The organism is Segatella maculosa DSM 19339 = JCM 15638, assembly GCF_000382385.1.
In the GTDB taxonomy this organism is placed as follows: Bacteria; Bacteroidota; Bacteroidia; order Bacteroidales; family Bacteroidaceae; genus Prevotella; species Prevotella maculosa.
Genome location: NZ_KB908332.1, coordinates 22,072 through 46,093 on the forward strand (window position 1 = coordinate 22,072; position 24,022 = coordinate 46,093).

The 24,022-nt window shown below is 42.2% G+C and carries 13 protein-coding genes and 5 pseudogenes; 11 read left to right on the forward strand and 7 right to left on the reverse strand.

Annotated features, from left to right (window positions below; genetic code table 11):
• Positions 1–71: 71 nt before the first annotated feature.
• The 3 genes from H164_RS0110725 to H164_RS0110735 all read right to left on the reverse strand — a co-directional run bounded on the left by H164_RS0110725 (position 72) and on the right by H164_RS0110735 (position 4,753).
• The gene (locus H164_RS0110725; protein ID WP_004341627.1) at positions 72–1,052 is read right to left on the reverse strand and encodes a helix-turn-helix domain-containing protein; all 981 of its coding nucleotides are present in this window, start codon (positions 1,050–1,052) and stop codon (positions 72–74) included.
• Between the two features lie 125 nt (positions 1,053–1,177).
• Complete coding sequence (locus tag H164_RS0110730) at positions 1,178–2,359, reverse strand: hypothetical protein (RefSeq protein ID WP_019968613.1); 1,182 nt, start codon at positions 2,357–2,359, stop codon at positions 1,178–1,180.
• Positions 2,360–2,377: 18 nt separating this feature from the next.
• The gene (locus H164_RS0110735) at positions 2,378–4,753 is read right to left on the reverse strand and encodes a TonB-dependent receptor (RefSeq protein WP_019968614.1); all 2,376 of its coding nucleotides are present in this window, start codon (positions 4,751–4,753) and stop codon (positions 2,378–2,380) included.
• A gap of 199 nt (positions 4,754–4,952) precedes the next feature.
• Here H164_RS0110735 and H164_RS0110740 point away from each other — a divergent pair, with 199 nt between their 5' ends.
• The 4 genes and pseudogenes from H164_RS0110740 (at position 4,953) to H164_RS16165 (ending at position 9,822) form a co-directional block, all read left to right on the forward strand.
• Positions 4,953–6,698, forward strand: a complete 1,746-nt coding sequence (locus tag H164_RS0110740) for an ABC transporter ATP-binding protein (protein ID WP_019968615.1) — start codon at positions 4,953–4,955, stop codon at positions 6,696–6,698.
• 2 nt (positions 6,699–6,700) lie between these two features.
• Positions 6,701–8,398: an ABC transporter ATP-binding protein gene (locus tag H164_RS0110745; protein ID WP_025830150.1), complete on the forward strand. Its 1,698-nt coding sequence runs from the start codon at positions 6,701–6,703 to the stop codon at positions 8,396–8,398.
• Positions 8,399–8,571: 173 nt separating this feature from the next.
• Positions 8,572–8,877, forward strand: a pseudogene (locus H164_RS0110750) (hypothetical protein); the annotation flags it as partial.
• A gap of 129 nt (positions 8,878–9,006) precedes the next feature.
• A pseudogene (locus H164_RS16165) lies at positions 9,007–9,822 on the forward strand (IS982 family transposase).
• Between the two features lie 34 nt (positions 9,823–9,856).
• Here the strand turns inward: H164_RS16165 and H164_RS16150 are convergent.
• Positions 9,857–9,988 (reverse strand): annotated as a pseudogene (locus tag H164_RS16150) (DUF4372 domain-containing protein); the annotation flags it as partial.
• Between the two features lie 275 nt (positions 9,989–10,263).
• Between H164_RS16150 and H164_RS0110760 the strand changes: the two are divergent.
• Positions 10,264–11,673, forward strand: coding sequence for a DUF4099 domain-containing protein (locus tag H164_RS0110760; RefSeq protein WP_019968619.1), 1,410 nt, complete (start codon positions 10,264–10,266; stop codon positions 11,671–11,673).
• 20 nt (positions 11,674–11,693) lie between these two features.
• Positions 11,694–12,503, forward strand: a pseudogene (locus H164_RS14585) (DNA topoisomerase); the annotation flags it as partial.
• Positions 12,504–12,757: 254 nt separating this feature from the next.
• Here the strand turns inward: H164_RS14585 and H164_RS0110770 are convergent.
• The 3 genes from H164_RS0110770 to H164_RS0110780 all read right to left on the reverse strand — a co-directional run bounded on the left by H164_RS0110770 (position 12,758) and on the right by H164_RS0110780 (position 14,508).
• Entirely contained in the window at positions 12,758–13,222 is a 465-nt protein-coding gene (locus H164_RS0110770) for an HU family DNA-binding protein (protein WP_019968621.1), read from the reverse strand.
• A gap of 512 nt (positions 13,223–13,734) precedes the next feature.
• Entirely contained in the window at positions 13,735–14,220 is a 486-nt protein-coding gene (locus H164_RS0110775; protein WP_019968622.1) for a hypothetical protein, read from the reverse strand.
• Between the two features lie 24 nt (positions 14,221–14,244).
• Positions 14,245–14,508 (reverse strand): hypothetical protein, encoded by a 264-nt coding sequence (locus tag H164_RS0110780; protein WP_018911409.1) that lies wholly within the window; start codon positions 14,506–14,508, stop codon positions 14,245–14,247.
• 130 nt (positions 14,509–14,638) lie between these two features.
• Here H164_RS0110780 and H164_RS0110790 point away from each other — a divergent pair.
• The 5 genes and pseudogenes from H164_RS0110790 to H164_RS0110815 all read left to right on the forward strand — a co-directional run.
• Positions 14,639–16,183, forward strand: a pseudogene (locus tag H164_RS0110790) (DUF2958 domain-containing protein); the annotation flags it as partial.
• A 981-nt stretch (positions 16,184–17,164) separates the two neighbouring features.
• Positions 17,165–17,704, forward strand: coding sequence for an RNA polymerase sigma factor (locus tag H164_RS0110800; protein ID WP_025830155.1), 540 nt, complete (start codon positions 17,165–17,167; stop codon positions 17,702–17,704).
• Between the two features lie 125 nt (positions 17,705–17,829).
• A complete protein-coding gene (locus H164_RS0110805) occupies positions 17,830–18,795 on the forward strand; it encodes a FecR family protein (RefSeq protein WP_025830156.1) in 966 nt (321 codons plus the stop codon).
• A gap of 81 nt (positions 18,796–18,876) precedes the next feature.
• A complete protein-coding gene (locus H164_RS0110810; RefSeq protein WP_019968629.1) occupies positions 18,877–22,239 on the forward strand; it encodes a TonB-dependent receptor in 3,363 nt (1,120 codons plus the stop codon).
• 10 nt (positions 22,240–22,249) lie between these two features.
• The gene (locus tag H164_RS0110815; RefSeq protein ID WP_019968630.1) at positions 22,250–24,010 is read left to right on the forward strand and encodes a RagB/SusD family nutrient uptake outer membrane protein; all 1,761 of its coding nucleotides are present in this window, start codon (positions 22,250–22,252) and stop codon (positions 24,008–24,010) included.
• Positions 24,011–24,022 lie beyond the last annotated feature (12 nt).

Consider the following 24,022-nt stretch of genomic DNA (forward strand, 5'->3'; position numbering starts at 1 on the left):
TTGCAGGCTAAGTTCGAAAGATTGTTTAGGGCAAAATAACCCTCAAAATGCAAGTAATATTTGTGTAAAACTTATAATGAATCAAGATATTGCTTAGGTTTTATCCTGTGATATTTGCAGAAAGCCTCTGTGAAATGACTGAGGTTAGCATATCCAACTTTATAGCCTACTTCTGACACCGAGTAGAGGCGAGTGGAAAGCAGTCGTTTTGCCCATTCCATCTTTTCAGATAGGGCATATTCGGCGATGGCTTTTCCAATAACCTGCTTGAAGCACTTTTGTAATTTGGAACTGCTCATATTGGCTTCACGCGCCAATTCGGGAATACTCGGTACATTACTGAGACTTTGAAGAATCTGGCGACGAACACGGAATACTGATTCAACATCATTCAAGTTTAGGTTGGCAAGAGATTTTACTTCCGAACGTTTTTCGAGCTTTTCAAGGAACATTGTCAGTAATTCCATAGTTTTTCCATGCAAATGAAGCGTTGAAAAAGGATTGTCGATTTCAGTTATAGACTTAATGTTATCCAAGACCTGTTGCATTGCAGGTGTAATGGTCTCAAACAAATAAAAAGCCTTGTCCGATTGGAGAAGCCGACCGATATAGGTTTCATGTGCTGCATCAATCTTTTCAATCCAATCCTTATTGAAAGTCAGTGTAATATTTTCGTATCGTTTCTTTGGAGGAAAACTCCACTCAGTCGGGATGCTACTTGAAGGCATGAAAATGCCATCGAGCGTGTCCACTCCGACCGTTTTTGTACTTGTTCCTATTATCTGCTCGTGTTTATGCTCATTGATATAGAACATGACAGGAATCCATTTCGAGTTTTCCACCGAGCGACGTATCATAGTTATCGGCTCGTATGCTACGAAACTGATATAAGTCAATGTTAGCCATGGCAGAGGATAATATTGTTTGAAGAATCCACTACCAATAGAAGAAGGAATGGTAAATCCATTGTTTATTACTGATGTGCCAAATTGTTCGGCAACCATCTCCATCCAATCTTCAGGCTTATTGATTGCACAAAATTCTATGGTCATTTTATCATGTCTTTTTGCAAAGTTACAAACAAATACGGATAAAAACTTGAATTATCGCAAGTTTTTATCCGTATTACTCTCAAAAAAGAACCAATAGCTCCATGAGAAATGTTTTTAATGAGAGTTTACTCAAATGCGACTAAACTTGAAGGAACTCCTATGGCAGTAACAATTGGGTTTTGCGAGCATTCGCCTGTCTTGGTATTGTAGGTGTAATACCCCGTACCATTGTTACATGTCATTCCAAAGACGATGAAGTCCTTGTAGCGAGTTATAGCAAAAGAGCCATTGCTGTCGGTCATTGGCAAATCAAGTTTTTCGATGGTTTTGTTCCAAATGTCGATTTTCACGGGTTGGAAGTCTTTCTTGAGTATTCCAAATTCTGTATCCGTTACTTTCACGCAACTATACACAATACCATTACCTGCATAGAAAGACTTAATCATATACTGCCCTGTTTTGCCTATTCCTTTTATGGTTGTCTTCGATAGGTTGAACAGATAATCGCTATCCCATTTGTCGCTTCCTTTGCGGATACGCAGGAAACCTTCCTTATCGGCAACATTGAAGTTGTTGCCCGCACTGTAAAAGTAGATGTCACCCCGCTCGTCTATGAATGCGTCAGAATGGCGGAACAATCCTACAACACTTGTGCGGTTATCTTTGATAACTTCAGTCTTTTTCGTCTTGAGGTCAATGATAGCTACCTCTGCTCCAGTACCCGGTACAGAGGTATGAGGCGAATTGAGCTGATTGAGGGCAACATACATCCTTCCATCACGGATGACATTACAGCCGGGATCAGGATTGTTGTCTTGAACCGCATAAGACGAGAGGTCAATTTCATCTTCCTTTTGCAATGTTGAAGTATTGATTAACGCAATTTTTCCACGTCCATGCAAAGCAACGTATGCCCGCTGTTCATCAACGAAGTTAATTTCTCCGGGTTGAGCCATCTGTTCAAATGTCATAGTACCTGCTTTTATCAGTTCTCCATGGGCACCTCTTGTAAACTTATGTATCTTATCCCCGAATTTCCCTTCGGGTACAAGCACTGTATTACCCTTAGCAAAGAGGTAGCAACCGAACCCGAATTCAAATGCTTTCTTATTGTTGGTCGCTTGAGGAGTCAAATCACTGAATGTCCCTACATAAGCACTTTTGTCCACATAATGCACAAAGGTGAAATGTTGCTGCACCTCTTGAGGAGTAGGCGTAGGTTCATCATTTTTGTTACAAGATGTCAGCCCTATGAAGCCGACCAGCATAGCAGAAAAAGCTATACGATTGAAAATTGTTGTATTCATCTTTTTATATTTGTTAAATTAGAAAATTCCTTTTGAGAAGACATATCTGAATTTGAGGTGAAGTGTCCGTCCTGCCAATGGTTGGCGGAATTGGTCCCAAACTTCTTTGTTCATTATATTATGGCATTCCAAGGCTACGGAATATTTGCTTTTGTAGGTCAACAATAGCCCTATGTCATTGACGAAACTGCGGGGAATACGTCGTTTCTGTAATTCGGTAAGTTCCCAGAAGTAGAAGAACTCCTCAGTAAATTTGCCGTCCCAGAAAGCCTTGACATACCAATTCTTGAATAATCGGTTGCTGTGATACTCCGCCCCGAAGTTGGCGAACAAATAGGGAATGTTCGGCAGTCGCAATCCTTTTGTCGGATTGGGGGCTTGGGTACCGGGTAAATAGTTCAAGACATCACGCACATCCTGATAAGTTAGATTTCCGTAGGCATAGACCGTTGGCGATATGTCCAATTTTATTTCGGTTTCTATACCTTTAATATGTACCTTTTCTGCGTTTACATATCCGGCTGCCATGTGCTGTTTCATCAGTTTTATCATATCGCTTACCTGCATATAAAAGCCGTTCACTTCAAACTGCAATCGCGATAATCCGAGGACATCATTTTTGTCTATTAAGAACCCCAGATTGAAGTTGTGGCTTTTCTCTGGTCTCAATCCGGCTGCAGGAAAGGTGATGATACCATCACCGAATAGTTCTTGTGAATTGGGAAGGCGTATTGCCCGCTGGTAAGATGCTTTCAAGTGAAAACCTCTGAAGGGCTCGTATTTTATTGCCTCTATCCAGCCTATTTGTGAGGTCGTATTGTTCTTTTTCTTCGGAGCCTCAATCAGCTCGTATGAAGTCAAATCTTCTATCTCGGAATGGAGGTGGAAATACTTTGCGGAGAGCATATTCGTCAGTTTCTTATCAAAGAGTTTTGACTCCCAAGTCAACCCCGAAATGACACTGGTCTTTTTGCTGGGAAATCCTCCGATAACAAAACCTGCATGCTGACTTGCAATGTTGTCGCTCGGTTGTCTTCTGGCGTAGTTAATAAGTGTGTTCAGATTCAAACTGTGATTGGCGGACAACTTGTAATCAAAATTGATACGTTCATTGATTTCCAAGCCTTTGTCATTTGAGTTGTGAGGAACATCTCCTGTTTCTCCCTGCCCATTCGGACTCGGATATATGTTTCCTTCGAAATCGTGATTAACTCGTGCCGTATCCACAAAATTGTTTGTTGTATGTGAAAGGGAGAAATGGGACTCAAGATTAAGGCGGTCGTTCAGCATTCCGCTTTTTACCAGTTTGTTTTCCAACATAAACATTCCTGATTGGTTTTCGGCATGTTGTATGTTTTTTAAGATACCTTGGATTTCATTGAAACGATTGTAATACCCGAACTCGGTACTAATCTCATCGAACCAAAGTTTCGTGAAAGCAATTTTTCCCTTCAACATATACGAACGAAAACGGTCATGGTCACGTCTTACCAACAGATTTTCTCTCTCGGGAACTCTGAAAGAGTAGTCATTCTTTGCAGATGTATAATAACCTCCCGCACCGAGTAGAATGCCACTCTTTGGAAAATTCTTGCGAGAGAAGACACTTCCTTTGTGTGTTTGGTAAGATCCGAATTCATACGAGGCGTCTAAATAATCCGTACTAAACTCTTTAGTAACGATATTGACGGCTCCCCCCAATCCATCACATCCGAAACGGGCGGGTATGATACTCTTATAGACTTCTATTCTTTCTATAATGTCTATCGGAATTTCATCAAGAGAAAAAGCCCCGTCAGAAGTACTCATTGGTATTCCGTCCCATAAGATTTGAATGCGGTTTCCTTCCAATCCATGAACAATAATTCTCGAACTGCTTCCCAAACCGCCAGTCTGCCCAACTTTCAAACCTATGGTTTTATTCAAAACGGTTTCTAACGAAATAGATCTGCCTTGAAGTTCTTTTGCATTTATTACAGAAACAGCTTCAGGCGACTCTCTGAGTATTTGTGCTCTTGTTTTTCCTACTACGACTACATCTGCCAGCTCTGTTGATTCTGGGAGTAGTCTTATGGTATAACGCTTCCCATTTGCAGTAATCGTATCGGTAATGGTCTGATAACCGACATAACTTACCATAAGCATAAGTTTTTGATTACTTGATGCACTTAGTTTTGCAATACCTTTCCTATTTGTAGTCGTACCATTCGTGTACGTTGGAGCATTCAAACCTTTCCAATGTACAGCGGCAAATTCTATACTGTTCCCATTTTCTGCATCAATAACTTTTATTTCTGTTGGTTGCAGTTGTGCAAACATAGGAAAAGACCACAACAATAGAAAGCCGACAATGAGCATTCTTTTGTATAAATGGACTACTGAGCTGATTGACATATCATATTTGTTTGTGAGATTCTATGCAAAGGTACTTACCTTCCGAGCAAATAAATAACCCTATTATACACGCTTATACCCCTGTTGTGTTTATATGCGAGCAAATTGTTGTTTTGGGGCAGTGTAATGTTTATTGGGGTTATTTTATTCCTGCTTGTTGCCGTACTTTTGCAGCAGAAAAAATCAAAACGACACATATATGGATAAACAAAAAGTCAGACCCCTTGATGAGGAACGGGAGAGCCGTAGCCTGCTCTCCAATGCTGTGGTTATATTGCACCTTATTTTAGGCACACTCCCTATACTGCTTGTAGTGTGGGCGGTTGACAAGTTGATGAATAGTACACTCTCTCCCATAATAGTTTGGGGTATTGGAGGAATAATGATACTGTTGGCAATGCTTAGAGGCGTATTCTATGGAACCTCGATTTGGCGTGCACACCAGTCGGCTTACAATGCCCTTACACGATTGAGGTTGCGTATCATAAGTCATCTGCAACGCTTGCCGCTCGGTTTCTTTCAAGAACGGAAAGTTGGCGACTTGGTGAATATTATTAACCACGATGTGGAACAAATTGAAATTTATTTAGCACATGGATTACCCGAAATCCTTTCGGCTACGCTTTTTCCAGCCTTACTCTGGGTAATCATTATGGTGTTAGACTGGCGTTTGGGGCTGTCGCTCATTTCTCTTTTGCCTGTGGCATTTCTTCTGCAAATGGCTGTCAAAACACTTTGGGGAAAGAGCTTTCAACACTTTATGGAAAGTACGCAAAAAATGTCGGAAGACCTTTTGGAATATGTAGCTACCATATCGGTAATCAAAGCCTTCAGTAACGAGGAAAACAGAACGGAACGGGTACTTGGTGGTATGCGCGACTACATCCGTTGGGTAAAGCGGAGCATGTTTAGCGTTACCGTTCCCATGACATTGATAACGATGTTCTTGGAAGGTGGTATCGTGGTAATGACTCTTATTGGACTATGGATGATGAGTTCGGGCGAATTAACTGTAGCTCGTTTTATCCTTGCCTTGATATTGGGCGGTTTATTCTCGTCCTCCTTTGCTAAGTTGGCTACATTCCAACATTTCCGAATCGTCTATGGTCAGTCGTTGGCAAAAGTACAGTCCATTACAGAGGTACAGACAAAGGAAACTGCTGACAAGAAAACGGATACGACACAAACGGATGTTTGTTTCGAGCATGTTACATTTTCCTATCCAAACAAGGAAGACAATGCGCTGAAAGATGTATGTCTTCAATTTCCGAAAGGAAGTCATACAGCTATCGTCGGCGAATCCGGATCGGGAAAAACCACGTTGGCAAGTCTGATGATGGGGTTCTGGCAACCTCAAACGGGTACTATCCGACTGGGAGGAGAGAGTATTGCGGAGCTTTCCGAACGCAACATTGCTGATTACTTTTCGATGGTACAGCAGGAGGTTTTTCTCTTTAACACAACTATTCGGGACAATATCCGTATTGGAAGACCTACCGCCACACAAAAGGAAGTGGAAATGGCAGCAGAGCGTGCTCGTATTCATGATTTTATCATGGGCTTGCCGAATGGTTATGATACGCTGGCAGGCGAAGCCGGCATAAAATTCTCTGGCGGAGAAAAACAGCGTATTTCCATTGCTCGAATGTTGCTCAAAGACTCTCCAATAGTTATTCTTGATGAAGCCACTGCCGCATTGGACGGAGAGAATGAGAAACTAATCCAAGAAGCTCTTGATGAATTGCAGCGCAACAAGACAGTCATTACCATTGCTCACCGTCTCAATACTATTCAGGATATGGAGCGTATTGTTGTAATGGACAAAGGGCATGTCGTGTCGAAGGGAACACATCGTGAACTGATGAAAGAGTGTTCTCTATACCGCAATATGACGGAAACGCAAGAACAAGTAAGTAAATGGCAATTAAAAGAAGAGGAGGAATAAGAATGGTACGCAATATACTGAATGAATTGACCGCTCGCGGAGTGCGGCATCTAATTATCTCCGCACTGTTTTTCGTGGTTTATGCCCTTTGCGGCACGGCGATAATGCTCACAGTCTTGTTTCTCATCGACCGTCATATACATGGAGAAAGCATCTCTTTCATTTCGGCAGCATGGGTACTCGGTAGTCTGCTGGTCTTGAAAACCATATCCAATGCCATTGCCGATATGAGTAAGCATTTTGCCGGATTTGATCTTGTGGAACGTATCCGCGAGAAAATCATACTGAAACTGAAAATGTTCTCACTCGGCTTCTATACCAATGAGCGTCTGGGAGAGATAAGTACAATCATTCACAAAGACGTTGATAATATGGAAATGGTAGTAGGACATCTATGGACACGGATGTCCGCCGACTTCATTGTAGCTCTGATACTTGGCATCGGACTTTTCTGTGTGGACTGGCTCATGGGGTTGGCGATGATTTCCGTCCTCCCCATTGCCCTGTTTTCTTTGTATCGAGGCATTCGCTCGGGAATGAAAGCACAGGAAGAGTCTCAGGACAATCTGGCGGATATGGTCAGCCTGTTTGTGGAATACGTCAAAGGCATTCCAGTTTTGAAAGTGTTTGGAGGAAAAGGAATGTTCCGTGACAGACTCGACCACTCTGTCAGTGAATTTGGAGAAAGCAGTAAGAAGACTTCACGTTTGGCAGCTGTGAGTGTGGGCAGATACACTTTTCTGATAGAATTGGCTTTCGCTCTGATGGCTACAATCGGTCTTTGGTGGACACAGCAGGGGGAACTTTCTCTTTTCGCTTATTTAATGTTTATCATCGTCTCAAAAGAATTCTATAAACCTTTTGTCAATATGGAGAATCATTGGTTGAATTATATCAAGGTAAAAGATAGTTACGGACGCATTTCCCATTTATTGAATGCTCCTGTTATCACCAATCCTGAACAGCCGAAAACAGCAACCCATTTCAATCTTTCCTTTGACAAAGTGGATTTCCATTATGAGAAGGAAGGTTTTGAGATGAAAAATCTCACGTTCCATGTTCCCGAAGGAACGGTAACGGCACTTGTTGGCTCGTCAGGTTCAGGTAAAACAACCATTACCAACCTGTTACTCCGTTTCTGGGAACCGCAGACCGGCAGTATTCGTATCGATGGTATAGACATTCGAGAAATGGACTATGATTATCTGCTCAGTAAAATCAGTGTAGTGATGCAAAATGTTATTCTCTTTTCAGATACCATTGCCAATAATATCAAAGTGGGCAATCAACATGCTACGCAGGAAGAAATCGAAGAAGCAGCACGTAGGGCGATGATACACGACTTTATCATCAGCCTGCCGGAAGGTTATGAAACAAAAATCGGAGAAAACGGTTTGGGTCTATCCGGAGGTCAGAAACAAAGACTTTCAATCGCTCGTGCGTTCCTCAAAGATGCTCCTATCATTCTTTTGGACGAGATAACGAGCAATGTTGACCCAGTCAATGAATATAAGATACAACAGGCAATGTCTGCCCTTATTCGAAATCGCACAGTCTTGGTCATTGCCCATCATTTGCAAACCATCCGTAATGCTAATCAAATTATTGTGATGGACAAGGGACACCTTGTAGAGAACGGGACGCATGCAGAACTTGCAGCAAAAAACGGAATGTACTGCAAATTACTGTCTATGCAATAACCTAATCAATGAAAAATATGGAGGTATGGAGTTTGATCCATACCTCTCTTTTTGCCACTTTCATCCATATCAACGCCACAAGTACGCAGTTATTTCCAACTGCCAACATGCACAGTTTCTTTGATTTACCTTTGCCCATACACCGCTATTGGTGTCATTAAATACATTGTAAGATGGACGAAAAAATCAAAGATCAAGAAGCCCTTTTGGTGAAAGACTCCAAGGACGAGAATCTCAAAGCCCTCTCAGGGACAGATGAGAAAGGCAGACTGAAGACAGTATCGCCCACCGCCGAGCATGAACAGAGTTTCCTGAAGTTCAACAAGCACAGCAATACTTTGGAGAACTTCCTCTCCAACTTCATACGGCAGTTCAAGCCCCCCACACAATTCCACTTCTTCAAAGTCCTCTTCGAGGGTGTTGTTGCCAGTGCACGAGTGCTCACCGAGATGCTCAAAGCACCGGATGCTCCCTCCAATAATGCCAGTTCGGGATAAGAAAATTCCCTAAAAAGTTGGTAATCTTGCCATTGTTTTGCAACTTTATGGTTGAAAATCAATAACTTACAAACATATATAGCGATGATTTCCACTGACAAAGTTACATAAATATTCTGTGTGTTGGATGACTTCTGCAAGAATTTAGATACCGAATTAACTAAAAATCTCCATATCGCCCCATGGACGAGGGATATAAGTGAATGAGAAACTGCAAAGGGCAAATGTCCAAAAGCGAAATCATGACTATCCTGCTGTGCTACCATTTTGGCTCATTCCGCAACTTCAAGCACTATTACCTCTTTTTCATCGAGGAACATTTGGCAAGCTACTTCCTCTATGCCGTGTCCTACACGTGTTTCGTAGACAGTACGATGATTCCCGTATGCCACAGCATGAGAAGGAAATTCAACAAGGTGTTTGATGGACTTACCAAGAACGGAAAGGGAACGATGGGCTGGTGCCCTGGTCTCAAGCTGCATCTGCTGTGCAACGAGATGGGCGACGTACTCACATTCTGCCTAACTCCCGCAAACGTAGACGACAGAAAACCTAGGGTGTGGAAGGTCTTCACCAAGGTGCTCTATGGCAAAGTGTTTGCCGACAAGGGATACATCAAGCAAGAATTCTATGAGAACCTCTTCAACCAAGGCATCCACCTCGTTCATGGGCTCAAGTCGAACATGAAAAATAAGCTTATACCCTTGTGAGACAAGATGATGCTGCACAAGCGATATATAATAGAATGCATCAACGAACTGCTCAAGAACAAGGCCAACCTTGTCCACTCACGCCATCGCTCCGTACATAACTTCATTATGAATCTCTGTGCGGCATTGGCTGCATACTGTATACTATTTCTTCGAGAATAAGCCCGAGGCACTGCCAGTGCGCATTGAAAAGAGTAGGCAATTGGAACTATTCTAAGCAAACCCTTATCCCGAACTGGCGTAAATATGAGGGTAAGCAACTGATTCCAGCAACTAAAGAACTTCACATACTTATCACCTCCGTATTTACGTACGAAATAATTGATGTGGTTTCTGTCAAGAAATGAGACTAACTGAGCGAAAACGTATTTGTCTTTATACATATGCAGAATCTGATGATACCCTGCAAAGGTACAAATTCAAATCCGTTGACTCAGAAAAACTTTGCAACTAGCTAAATTTTAACTATTTCAAAGGACAATTACTGAGTTTAAGTGGACAGCAGTGATAATGCTTAAATCCTTATAAATTGACACCTCGTTTTTATATTTTCTGTCTTTATCTTAGTATGTCCTGATTTTTCCTTCATGACTAGTTTGGAAGATTTTTCACTATAATTTTGTTGTTCGAAACTCTATACATATAATAGTAACAAATTATGGAATCAAACAGCAATGACAACTATGTGCTGGTCTTGGAAGACCGCACGGAAATGAAGAATGAAAAGGAAGCGGGAAAACTCTCCGTAATTTCTGGTGTTGACGATAAGGGAAACCTTAAAACAACTGAGGCTGTCGCTGCCAATCAAGCCGCATTCTTGAAGTTCAACAACAAGGATGGACTTCTGAAGAACTTCATGACCAACTTCCTTAAACAGTTCAATAACCCGACTCATTTCGGACTGTACAAGGTATTGGCAGACAATGTGGAGCAGGGTGTGGATAACCTGCGCACCATGCTGCAAAGCCGAGAGAAACCGGAAAACAAACAGCAACTGGCAGAGATGGGCATTCCCTTTGAGGACTATCTGCCCCAGCAGAAGAATGCCACCGCTATCGACCCCGAAAAGGTGGATTGGAAGATGCTCGACAATCTCGGTCTTTCCCGTGAACGATTGGAACAGAGTGGAGAACTGGAAAAAATGCTTAACTGGCAGAAGAGTAATCTCATCACAATTGCTGTTCCTATCGGCGACACCACCATCTACACTGAAGCACGCCTTGCGTTCCGCACGGACGATAACGGCAATATTGGTTTGGCAATTCATCCTTTGAGAAAGGAACCGCAACTCGATTTTCCCTATATGGGCTACAAGTTCTCTCCCGAAGAAAAGGAGCAGCTCCTCACTACGGGTAATCTCGGCAAGACCATTGAGGTAACCCCCAAGAACGGGGAACCGTTTGCCGCCTACGTCTCCATCGACCCGCAGACCAACGAGATTGTAGCCCTGCGTGCCGACCGTGTGAACATCCCCAAGGAAATCAAGGGCGTTACCCTTTCCGATGCCCAGTATAAAGACCTTGTGGAAGGCAAAGCCGTGAAGGTGGAGGGCATGACCGCCAAGAGCGGCAAGACGTTCGATGCAACCTTGCAAGTCAATGCCGAGCGAAAGGGCATTGAGTTCATCTTTGGCGACAACAAGAGTTTAAGAGAACGACAGGAACACAAACAGACACAGCAGCAAGGCGTCCCACATAAGCTATGCGGACTGGAACTATCAGAAAAACAGCGTGAAGCCTTAGATAGCGGTCGTACGCTATACCTAAAGAATATGGTGGACAAACAGGGACAACCATTCAACGCATACGTTCGCATGGACAAGGAACAGAACCGCCCACGTTTTTACAAGTGGAATCCTGACAAGAAGCAGGAAACCGGCAAAGAAAAGGTCGTAGCTGTGGCGGAAGAACACAAGACGCAGGTAGCCGTAAACAACCACGGTAAGACCAACGAAGCCACCAAGAACGTGAAAGAGCCTCTCAAAACTGGACAGACACAGCCTACTGCTGAGCAGAAGCAAAAGCAGGACGAGAACAAACAGAAGAAGTCCCGTGGACGTAAGATGTAACCTTAAAATCAAATCACACTATGACAACTTGTATTATCGCCGAGAAGCCCTCGGTAGCCAGAGACATTGCACGCATCGTAGGGGCAAACAACAAGCAGGACGGATATTTAGAAGGAAGTGGGTATCTCGTTACTTGGGCAATGGGACACCTCATCGCCCTTGCCATGCCCGAAGCCTATGGTTTTTCTGCCTACAAAGCTGAAGACCTGCCCATTCGTCCCAATCCCTTTCAGTTAGTGGTACGACAGGTACGTAAGGATAAGGAGTATGTATCAGACCCATCAGCACTCAAACAGCTCAAGGTGATACGCTCCTGTTTTGACAAGGCTGACCGCATCATTGTCGCCACCGATGCGGGGAGGGAGGGTGAACTCATCTTTCGCTACATCTATCAATATCTTGATTGTAAAAAGCCTTACGACCGTCTTTGGATAAGTTCACTCACAGACAAGGCTATTCGTGAGGGACTTTCCAATCTCAAACCTGGAAACTGTTACGACAATCTCTATCATTCTGCCAAGGCAAGAAGTGAAGCCGACTGGCTCGTGGGCATCAATGCAAGTCGTGCTTTGTCCATCGCCCGCAGGGGAGGCTATTCATTGGGACGGGTACAGACCCCGACTTTGGCAATGGTCTGCCGTCGGTACATTGAGAACCGTGATTTTTCTTCCGTGCCCTATTGGAAATTATCCGTTCTCACAGAAAAAGAGGGATTGTCGCTGAAAGCCGTTGGCTGTAAAGACTATGAGAGTGAAGCATCGGCACAGACTGCACTCGCTGCACTTCGCAGTCAGAGCCGGCTTACAGTGGAATCGGTCGCAAGACGAGTTGATGAGCACGGGCGAATAAAGGTAACGCAAAGTGTACTAACCTCCTTCTATACCGATACCCGTATCGTTTCCTGCTATCTCAGACGCACTTGCCTCCACAAACCTACAGGTAAGACGATGTTTAGCCCCTTCTATGGGCATGAAAGCGCACATTTGAAGTTAAAAAAAGGCTGCTCCAGCAATCAACTTGCCAGAGCAGCCTCTCTTTTTACTCACAAAGTTTATGATTTCTTTCCACGAAGCATTAGCACGCTTTATGGATGAGCCTCAGATTCAGGTTTCTTTTTCCCGTTACCCTTCCCTTCTTTCTTCTTAGCCTCCTTCTTCGCCACCTGCTCATAAGTAACATCGGTCAGCGTGAAATACTTGTTTGATACCACCAGTCGCACCACAGGCTTTTCGATATGCACCTGCGCACGGAATGGCGTACCCACTTCAACGGCTTTGCTCTTGAACGATGGCTTCAGCGTACCGAGGTCACCAAAGTCCACGATGTCGCCATTAGCCACAATGTCGCGAGCCGTTTCAGTAGCAAGATTAAGAACTGCTGCCACCTCCTGTGGATTGAAAGTAGTAGACTTAGCCACTCGTTCGCAGAAGTTGCGGAAATCCACACGGTGTCGTCCCGTAGGTTGGGCAATCTGTACGGTTTTCTCACCCGCCTTGCCCACATTGAGCTTGCGCTCAGTCAGAATAAATTGTAAAGGCTTGTTTGCCATAGTATACACAAAGTCGGTCTGCATTGTTAGCCTTGCGTGAGTTTGAGACCATAAGACCCACAAAGGTGGCTGTCATGGGCAACCAACAGCAAAGATAGTAATAAAATTTTATCAAACCAAGAACTGACAGGAAAAAGCTCCTAAGCTTTTTAGAAAAAGGTTAGGAGCTTTTTGAAGAAAGCTTAAGAGCTTTTTGCCGAAAGCTTAGGAGCTTTTTGAATATTACTTAATAGCTTTCTGAAACTCAACTAAAACCTTCTTCCAGATTGATTGCAAATAATTTCTTCTCGAATTAACAATTTACACCTCTATTCGCTTGATATTTAAATAAAAAATCTTAAATTTGCATCGTGTTTCTTTCCCATATATAGTTGTGGTTTGTGGTAAATCATGAGGCGTATGGCGAAGGCCAAGCCGCCGGGCGTTGGCTCGAGTGGCGGAAATAACGAGCATCCGTAAAAAGTAACAATCCCTCTCTTCCGTCCAAGTGGAGAGAGGGATTGTTTCGTAAATTAGTCTATGTTCCGTATCCAGCGTTTGGCATTTTCAAGTCCCCATTGAACATGCCATTTACGTCCATCAGTCTTGTCGATTAGAATGAATTGATAGATATTGCTTGTCGGGTACAACTCAAAACTGCCAGAACCATAACCCATTCCCAATGATAAATCTACATTGTTAATTACGACAGAGCCTTCTTCCTTCTCATCCAAAGACCATTGCACTTGTTGTATCTTTCCTGTTTTCGTGTCTAACTCCAAGAAGTTGTAAATATTTTCTGTTTTATAGAGTTTGAATCTCCCTTTTAGGGAAGAATCTATTTCTATTTGCTCTAACAACATATTGTTTGTGGTTAGCAACGTGTCAATCTTTGAAAGCAAAGCGGATATATTCTTGCCTTGGCTGTCTGATGTACTTTCTTGTTTTTTACCTACTGTCTGTGCCATTCCCGAAAAAGGAATCGGCAGAATAAGTAAAAAGAATAAAAACTTTTTCATAAGTTATTGACTATTTAAGTTATATTACAAATACCAGTTCTCTAAAATCTTCTTCATCAAAGTGTTTGCATACTCTTTCGCTTCTTTCAGTGGAATTTCCTTGCGCTCATCATATCCCCAGTCGTTTCCAAATTCCATATTCACGACAAACTCAGCTTCCTCTTTTTGGAAATTCTTAGCCCACTTATTGAACTCTGCAGAATCTTCTGCTTCAAATCCGTGAATGGAGTCGGTGATGTAATTTACCAGCCATTCTTGTAACTCTTTGTTGTTTTTAATGAAATCCATAGTTTCTTTATTTTAATATTTGCTATTTTCCTGTATGCACGACCATAAATATATGATTGCTTAACAAAAGATACGGCAAAGATAGAAAAAAAACTTTGAGAAAAGAGTTTTTTCGGAGGTTATTAGTTTTTATGCCGTACAGGGTGAGTTCCGCCGCTATGACGGTATCAATCTCTTGAAGCATGCCCTGCACAATACCATTCCCGACATCAACAAGAGTAAGGAGGTGACGGACAAGGTTACGGGAGAGACTAAGACCATCAAAGTAAGGGACGGACATGCTATACAGATGGCAAATGCCAAGATTGAGGAAATCAGACAGGGATTTGTTGATTGGCTCGGACGCACACCTGACACGTTCAAGCAACAACTCTCTGACCGTTATAATCGCCTTTTCAACTGTTTTGTGCGACCCAACTTTGACGGTACGCACCAGACGTTTCCCGACCTTGACCTCAGACGGTTGGGCATTGCCGACCTCTACAAGAGTCAGAAAGATGCCGTGTGGATGCTCAAAACCAACGGTGGCGGCATCTGCGACCACGAGGTGGGGGCAGGCAAGACACCCATCATGTGTACGGCAGCCTACGAGATGAAACGGTTGGGTTTGGCGAACAAACCGATGATTATCGGGCTGAAGGCAAACGTATTCGATATTGCCGACACTTTTAGGAAAGCTTATCCCAATGCAAGGATTCTATATCCGGGCAAGAACGATTTCAACAAGCAGAACCGACAACGCATTTTCAACGACATCAAGAACAACGACTGGGACTGTATCATCCTTACGCACGAACAGTTCGGTATGATACCGCAGACCTTGGAGATACAGGAAGCGATTATGCAAAAGGAACTGGACTCCGTAGAAGAGAATCTCGAAGTGTTGCGACAACAAGGAAGAGACATCTCCCGTGGGATGCTCAAAGGACTGGAGAAGCGCAAACAGACGCTTGAAGCCAAGTTGCAGAACATACAGGAGAGTATCGCTGAGCGCAAGGACGATGCCGTAGATTTCAAGATGATGGGTATCGACCACCTCTTTGTTGATGAATCGCACCAATTCAAGAACCTGATGTTCAACACACGCCATGACCGTGTGTCGGGTTTGGGCAATCCTGACGGCTCACAGCGTGCCTTAAACATGCTCTTTGCCATTCGTACCATACAAGAACGGTCGGGCAAGGATTTGGGAGCGACTTTCCTTTCGGGAACGACAATTTCAAATAGTCTGACGGAATTATATCTTCTTTTCAAGTATCTGCGTCCGCAAGCTTTGGAGAGGCAAGGTATCAACAGTTTTGACGCATGGGCAGCCGTCTTTGCCAAGAAGTCGACTGACTATGAATTCTCCATCACAAACGACATCATTCAGAAGGAACGGTTCAGAACATTTATCAAGGTGCCAGAGTTGGCTGCCTTTTATGCGGAGATTTGCGATTTTCGCACTGCCAAGGACATCGGTATCGACAGACCGGAGAAGAATGAGATACTGCATAACATACCACCGACACCCGAGCAGGAAGTCTTTATCGGAAAGCTGATGGAGTTTGCCAAGAGTGGCGATGCCACGCTTTTGGGACGAGCACCTCTGAGTGAGAGCGAGGAAAAGGCAAAGATGCTTATCGCAACAGACTACGCCCGCAAAAGATTCCATAAATTTGTATCTTTCAGATAATCAGTAAACTAATAATGAATAAAGAATAAATGGGTTACGAGGTGGAAACGAGCAAGTTTCTTTCCCATTCTTTATTCTGCATTGCCTCAAAGAGCACCTATTCTATGTTACAAAGATAATAATTTCCTGATGAAAAACAATAGTTTGAAAAATAAAAAAGTTTGGGGAATATATTTTTATATTGTTGTCCGATATATAAAAATAAATTAAAGACATATAAATCTTTATCTATAGGCAATACAGATATTTTATTCTATGGGAGTCTTTATAAGATATGGCTAAATAATCAATGAATAATCTCTAAAATAATTTTGCTATATGTTCGATTTTGACTACTTTTGTGTATCAAAAATTTGATTATACCAACGTTGGTGACCGCTGTTGACATAAGAGGTTGGCAACAAAAGATAAGGAAAGACAAGAATGGTAATGTTTGATGATAGCCAGAAGACTATGTCTACGGGTGTTTGGTTGCCGTCACTCCTGCTATCGCTGTTGCTGTATTCCACAATACTTTATACCGGGATTTATCGTTTTACCCATTTGATCAGCGCGCAAAGACGGCCCCATTTCGTACTGTTAAGCCTTGACTTTAATAAGGATCTTGTCAACAGTGGCAACAGCATCAGACCTTTATTATTTGATCATCAAGGACGATACTAATTGTTAATAATAGTTACAAATAGGTATTCTATTTATCTTTCTACGTATTTTATTTATATTCATGAAAAAACAAATAGTAAATTTAAATCAACAATATTTGATGGAGCCATTGCCTATAGTGAAATTTGACCAAATGCCGTGTAAAGTTGCTCAAATCTCAGACGGGGTGATGTGGAACTTAATGTATGAAAGGTTCTCATTGGTACCAAGATCAGCTGAAACGAGTTACAAATTATTTCAATACATTTGGCGAAATTTGCTTTCTTTAATTCATTTGCTCCCATTTCTAATTGTTTGACAGTAAATATTCTCATTTCTATGAAAGACAATTATAATGGATATATTGCAGAACTAAAAGAAGGATCTTATGATGCTTTCTCTGATTTATATATAAATTATTCAAATAAATTGTATAGCTTCGCGTTAGTACAAACTAGAAATAATGTACTTGCAGAGGATATTGTGCAAGAGACATTCTTAAAATTATGGAACACACGCCGACAATTGAATTGTTATGGAAACGTTCATGCCCTATTATTCACAATAGCTCGCAATCTGATAATTGATGGATTTAGAAAACAAATTGCACATATTGATTTTGAGGAGTATCGTCAATCATGCAATAAAATTTCTCCATTACCAACACCAGAAGAGGAGGTTGTTTACCATGAGTTTATAGACCGATTGCAGCAAACAAAAAGACTTTTGACGAAGCGGGCTTGCCAAATCTATGAGATGAGTCGAGAAAAGAATATGCCTATTCAAGAAATTGCAGAATCATTGAATTTATCTTCGCAAACAGTTAAAAATTACCTAACATCAACATTAAAGATCTTCAGAAAAGAATTGATGCGATAATAGTCCCTTATTTATTTCTCCTTTACATCACTTCCGGTTTAATTTTTTATTCAATAGTTAACAAAGGTTATGTATATGGGTATTATTTTTGCGTGTTTGCGTATATGTTTTAGATACTAAATTTTATGGAAGAACAAATTGAAGTTTTATATCAACAATATTTGCTGGGACAATTGTCTCGAAAGGAGTTTGAACAATTACAACGCAAAGTAGCTCAATGTTCTGATGATGTGTTGTGGGATTTAATGTGTGAAGACTTTTCATTATCATCGGAATTAACAAAAATGAGTCACCATTCACAGCAAAAAATATTGCAAAGTCTTCATGATAAGATTTGTAAAGCCCCCCATCATAAGCTTAATTATAAGTTTTTACGCTATATATCAATGATTGTGCTGATTATTTCTTTGTGCGGCAGTAGCTATTGGTGGCTCAATCCGCTGCATTCAGCGGGTTCCACCTATACTTATGTGAACGTGAAAGCAGGGAGCAAGAGCATAATCACACTACCCGACGGCACGCATATCAGTCTCAACGGAAACAGTCAATTACGCTATAATGTAGTGCCAAAAGAGCATCGTGAAGTGGTATTGATGAAAGGAGAAGCTTATTTTGATGTGGCTAAAGATGCTGATTGCCCCTTTCGGGTGCATGTAAACGACATGCAAATTGAAGTGTTGGGAACAAAATTCAACGTGCGTTACCATTCAGAAGAAGTTGAAACCGCCTTGTTTTCGGGTGCCGTTCGTCTTTCAGCCAATGGTCTTTCTCGTGATTATCGGCTTTCTCCTGGGAAGAAATCCATCTATCATCTGGCCTCCCATCGCATGGCTATCTGTAATCATGATACAGCAACCGATGCCCGATGGAAAGAGGGTTATTTGGCATTTAGCAGCCAACCCCTCAGCGAAGTGTTGCGTGAAATCGAGAATTGGTATGGCGTAACGATTCATCTCCGCAATCATCAGTTAGCCGAGGACCTGCTTACCGGCTCATTTTATCATGAGTCATTAGAAAGTGTTCTCCACTCGTTGAGTATGCAATACGGATTTAAATATGCGATGAATCGCGGCGACATCGTCATTGAATAAAATCAAAACCTAAAAACCTATATACATATGGTAGACTATCTAAACAATAGCAGGAAAGGTATTTTGCGTTTCCTTTTGGTCATGGAACTGTTGATAACACCGACCGCATTGTTGGCGCAGCGGGGCAATGTGAGCCTAAATCTTCACAACGAAGAGGTGGGTCAATTTATCCGACAAGTAGAGAAACAAACGAGCTATACGTTTGTTTATCGCAACAACGTACTTCAACCTAAAACAAAAGTTACGTTGGTGTGCAAAGACTTTCCGTTGGAAAAAGCGCTGAGTCAGGTATTTTCACCGTTAGATATTCAGTTTTCTTTCAACAACAACACTATTATTTTGATGAAGAAAAAGGTTGAAAGTGCCGACCAAAAGAAGGCGAAATCATCAGAAGGAAAGATGCAAGTGCCAACGGGAAACAAGATTTCGGGCGTCGTTCGTGATGCAAATGGCGAACCAATTATTGGTGCCAGTGTTTTAGTAAAAGGTACAAAGATTGGTACTGTTACGAATATTGATGGCAAGTTTGAGATAGAAGTGCCGACAAGCAGCACACTGTCAATTTCGTATATCGGCTTTGCTACGCGTGAAATTCCCATAAGAAACCATTTAAGCCTGAAGATTACCTTAGACGAAGACGAGGCACATAACCTTAATGAAGTGGTGGTTGTGGGCTATGGTACACAGAAAAAAGCATCTGTCACAGGTGCTATTGCATCGGTAACGACAAAAGATTTAGTACAAACACCACAAGCAAACATCAGTAATATGTTGGTAGGTAAGATGCCGGGACTGATTGCAATGCAACGAAGCGGTGCACCGGGAGAAGACAATTCCACGTTATTAATCCGCGGTGTAAGTACATTTTCTGACAATACGGCACCTTTAGTGATGATTGATGGCGTAGAGCGTCCCAATTATAATGGCCTCGATCCGAACGAGATTGAGTCGATAAGTATTCTAAAAGATGCATCAGCTACAGCGATTTATGGTGTTCGTGGAGCTAATGGTGTGATTTTAATCACCACACGAAAAGGTAAGAAAGGCAAACCTCATTTGAGCTATTCGGGCAATGTAGCGGTTCAATCGCCTACAGCCTTACCACATTATTTAAATAGTGCGCAGTATTGTGAGATGTATAATGAAGCGCTGAAGAACGATGCTTATACCAAAGGAACGGCTTATGTTCCACGCTTTACTGACGACGATATCAAACTCTATCGCGACGGAACTGACCCTATTATGCACCCCAGCACTGATTGGGTGGGAACTTTTTTACGCAAAGTCTCGCTGCGTACACAACATAATTTTAATATCTCTGGCGGCACCGATCGTGTAAAATACTTTATCTCTGCCGGCTTTTTCAATCAAGGCGGCATGTATAAATACACAAAGATTGATCGTAATCATGATGTAAACGCCTCAGACACACGTTATAACTTCCGTTCAAATCTTGACTTTGATGTTACACAAGACTTTAAAGCTTCTGTACAGTTATCAACGCAAATCAATAATATTCGTACGCCGGGCATCGGCAATAGTAACCTTTGGAAAGAGATTTCTTGGGCGACTCCTTTGGGAACTCCCGGCATGGTTGATGGCAAATTGGTGCGGCTTGAAAACACGATTGATGATGAAAACCCGTGGCAAGCCTTATTAAATAATGGATATAAAAACACCTATGCCAACACTATTAATACGACACTGCGTTTTGAATACGACCTATCTCGCTTGTTATTGAAAGGCTTATCGGTTCATGCCAGCACCTCTTATGATAGCTATTATAACAGTAGACGTCTCTCAGTAAAGACAATGCAAACCTTTGTTCCTAAGCGAGCCCCGAATAATCCCACGCAAATCGTTCTCATTCCTCAGAATGAAGCCAGCACATGGGGCGGCGGTTTTGAATACGATAAAAACAGAAAAGTGTATTTTGAAGCAGGGATTCATTACAACCGCACATTCGGAAAGCACCAGACAACAGCCCTTTTGCTCTACAATCAAAGTAAGTATTATGCGCCCAAATTGGCTTATCATGTTCCAAATGCCTATCAAGGAATCGTTGGACGCATTACCTATGATTACGCCAATCGCTATTTAGCAGAATTTAATATGGGGTATAACGGCACTGAAAATTTTGCTGCAGGGCGCAGGTTTGGCTTCTTTCCGGCCGTCTCTGCAGGCTGGGTTGTCAGTGAAGAGCCTTTCTTTCCTAAAAGTAACTGGGCTGTTTATATGAAGTTAAGAGCAACTTATGGTGAGGTAGGTAATGACAAAATTGGTGGCGATCGCTTCTTATATCTGCCTTCTGTCTATGGTGAAACAAGCGGAAAGCTATCGGGTTACAACTTTGGATCGTCTGCAAATCCGGTTTATTCGCAGATGATAGAAGAGAAACGCTTAGGCAATCCACTACTAACATGGGAAAAAGCACGTAAGCTAAACATTGGCATTGACATGAATTTCTTGAAGAATCATCTCACTATGACATTCGATTATTTTAAAGAACGCCGCAACAATATTCTCTCGAATCGTAATAGTGCCCCCATGTTAATAGGTGCTTCGTTACCTGCTTACAATATGGGTGAGATGGAAAATGCCGGCTTTGAACTTGACATCAACTATCGCAATAACATCCGTGACTTCAATTATTGGGGACGGTTCAACTATTCTTTTGCGCGCAATAAGATTCTTTTTCAAGATGAAGTGCCCGAGAAATATGCTTATCAAATGCGTACAGGCCGGCGTGTAGGCCAGTTCTATGGCCTTCTTTTCGACGGTTTCTACAATTCATGGGAAGAAATTAATGCGCTTGATCGACCTGTAAGCAGTTGGAATGGAAATCGTTTACAACCAGGAGATATGCGTTATGTTGATGTTAATAAGGATGGAAAAATCGATATGTATGATATGGTACCTATCGGATATTCGCCGACTCCCGAAATTATATACGGTTTTTCTGTGGGTTGTAACTGGCGCGGTTTTGACTTTTCTGCACTCTTCCAAGGAGCTTCTCATGTATCAATCAAGTATTTTGGCCGTGCATTGTGGCCCTTTATCAATGCCCATAATAGCGCGAAATCCTTAATTTTGGAGCGTTGGACACAGGAACGTTATGAGCAAGGAGAGGCCATAAACTTTCCTCGTTTATCGATGAGTCCGTCGCGAGACACTGATAACAACTATCAAGATTCTAATTTCTGGATTCGCAATGCCAACTATTTGCGTCTGAAAAATGTAGAGATTGGTTACACTTTCCGTAAGCATCAACTCAAGGCTTTAGGGTTAGAGAGCTTGCGACTCTATATCAGTGGTACAAATTTGTTTACTTGGACAGATGTGATTGACTTAGATCCTGAAGCCCCTTCTAAAGGAGGTGCAACAGAAATCAACACTTATCCGCTACAAAAAATCTACAATGTTGGCTTAAATATTCAATTCTAAAACCTTTCGTATGAAAAAGAAATTTATATATATCGCATGGATACTTGCCCCTGTTCTTTTGGCAGCTTGCTCCGATTTCTTAGAGACTCCGCCGTCTGTTGACTATGGAGAGAATGAGGTTTTTGCAACACGTGCAGATGCAGAAAAGCTCTTAACGACGCTCTATGCCGAAGGAATGCCCTATGGATTCTGCATGAGTAGCACCAATACCGATCGCCGTTTGTTATCATCTTCCACTCTGGCTTCTGCCTGCGATGAGGGCGAAGATGTGGCCACTTGGGCTATGGGAAACGCAGCATGGAATGCAGGAAATCACACAAACAGCAACTTTACATGGGATGAAGACTGCCGTTTTTATCTACGAAATCACACGACACGAGTTGCAAATCTCATTTTAAAGCGTATTCATGAAGTACCTTTCGATGAGGGAGATCCTGATTTTAACCAACGCACAATAGGTGAAGCCTACTTCATGAGAGCCATGTTATTGTGGGAAAGTGTCTATCGTTATGGCGGAATGCCTATTGTAAGAGATGTCATTGATCCGACAGATTTTTCACAACGTACGCGTAGTTCGTTTGCAGACTGCATTGACTCGATTCTCATTGACTGCGATCGTGCTACGCAATATCTGCCAGATTACTACACCGACAACGCAAAACTTGGGCGCGCTACACGCATTGCGGCCTTGGCTTTAAAGGCCCGAGTTTTGCTTTATGCAGCAAGTCCTCTGTTTAATACAGACACACCCTACATGGCATTTCCTGGTAATGAAGAGCTCATTGGCTATGGAAACTATGATAAAGAGCGTTGGAAAAAGGCCGCCGATGCTGCCAAAATAGCTATTGATGCAGCAATAGCTTCTGGCCATTATCATCTTTATAACACAGGAAATCCCGATAAAGACTATGAAGATGTGTGGACAATCCCAGACAATGAAGAAATCATTTTGGGCAACATGAAGTATCGGAATTTCAAAACAACGAGCCGCCCTTTGGTTGCAAATCTCCCCACATGGGCTATGAATAAAGCATGGGGAGATGCAGGATTATACGTGACATTTAATTTCGTTCTGCACTATGAAAAGCGTGTAGATGGGCAGCCTGCTGATTGGAATATGAATGGAGGTGACAACCTAATAGATATTTATAATAGTCTCGACCCACGCTTTAAACAAACCGTTGCCTATCATAGTAGCAGTTGGAATGATGAAATTCCGTTTATCAATTTCCTTGAAGGTGGTGCCGAAAAATCGAAGATGGATCATACATCCCACTTACTTCATAAATGGGTACCACGCATATTACATGTCAATGGTAGCAACACAGCCAATGTCCAATGGCCGGTTTTCCGTATGGCTGAGCTCTATTTAAACTACGCCGAAGCACTTAATGAATATGAAAGTGCTCCGCCGCAGGCTGCCTATGATGCTGTCAATGCCATTCGTTCACGCGCAGGAATGCCCGCTTTTCCAGCAAATATGACACAAGAAGCTTTCCGAACGAAGCTCCGTAACGAGCGTTCTGTGGAGTTAGCTTTTGAAGATCATCGTTTTTGGGACATCCGAAGGTGGCGCATTGCCGGCGAAGAAGGTGTGATGAAAGGTAAGTTTTATGGTTTAAAAATTCATTCAACAGATGGCAATAAAACTCATATTCATTATGAACCATACGTATTTGAACATCGTTTTTGGAATGATAACTGCTATTTATATGCCATTGATCAGAAAGAAGTCAACAAAGGCTATCTCATACAAAACCCCGGATGGTAATTTAAAACAAAC

Excerpts from the sequence above, each read along its gene's own strand:
- H164_RS0110760 (WP_019968619.1), top strand. The coding sequence starts at position 10,264 with ATGGAATCAAACAGCAATGACAACTATGTGCTGGTCTTGGAAGACCGC.
- H164_RS0110730 (WP_019968613.1), bottom strand. The coding sequence starts at position 2,359 with ATGAATACAACAATTTTCAATCGTATAGCTTTTTCTGCTATGCTGGTC.
- H164_RS0110805 (WP_025830156.1), top strand. The coding sequence starts at position 17,830 with ATGGAAGAACAAATTGAAGTTTTATATCAACAATATTTGCTGGGACAA.
- H164_RS0110735 (WP_019968614.1), bottom strand. The coding sequence starts at position 4,753 with ATGTCAATCAGCTCAGTAGTCCATTTATACAAAAGAATGCTCATTGTC.
- H164_RS0110770 (WP_019968621.1), bottom strand. The coding sequence starts at position 13,222 with ATGGCAAACAAGCCTTTACAATTTATTCTGACTGAGCGCAAGCTCAAT.
- H164_RS0110810 (WP_019968629.1), top strand. The coding sequence starts at position 18,877 with ATGGAACTGTTGATAACACCGACCGCATTGTTGGCGCAGCGGGGCAAT.
- H164_RS0110780 (WP_018911409.1), bottom strand. The coding sequence starts at position 14,508 with ATGGATTTCATTAAAAACAACAAAGAGTTACAAGAATGGCTGGTAAAT.
- H164_RS0110740 (WP_019968615.1), top strand. The coding sequence starts at position 4,953 with ATGGATAAACAAAAAGTCAGACCCCTTGATGAGGAACGGGAGAGCCGT.
- H164_RS0110815 (WP_019968630.1), top strand. The coding sequence starts at position 22,250 with ATGAAAAAGAAATTTATATATATCGCATGGATACTTGCCCCTGTTCTT.
- H164_RS0110775 (WP_019968622.1), bottom strand. The coding sequence starts at position 14,220 with ATGAAAAAGTTTTTATTCTTTTTACTTATTCTGCCGATTCCTTTTTCG.
- H164_RS0110725 (WP_004341627.1), bottom strand. The coding sequence starts at position 1,052 with ATGACCATAGAATTTTGTGCAATCAATAAGCCTGAAGATTGGATGGAG.
- H164_RS0110800 (WP_025830155.1), top strand. The coding sequence starts at position 17,165 with ATGAAAGACAATTATAATGGATATATTGCAGAACTAAAAGAAGGATCT.
- H164_RS0110745 (WP_025830150.1), top strand. The coding sequence starts at position 6,701 with ATGGTACGCAATATACTGAATGAATTGACCGCTCGCGGAGTGCGGCAT.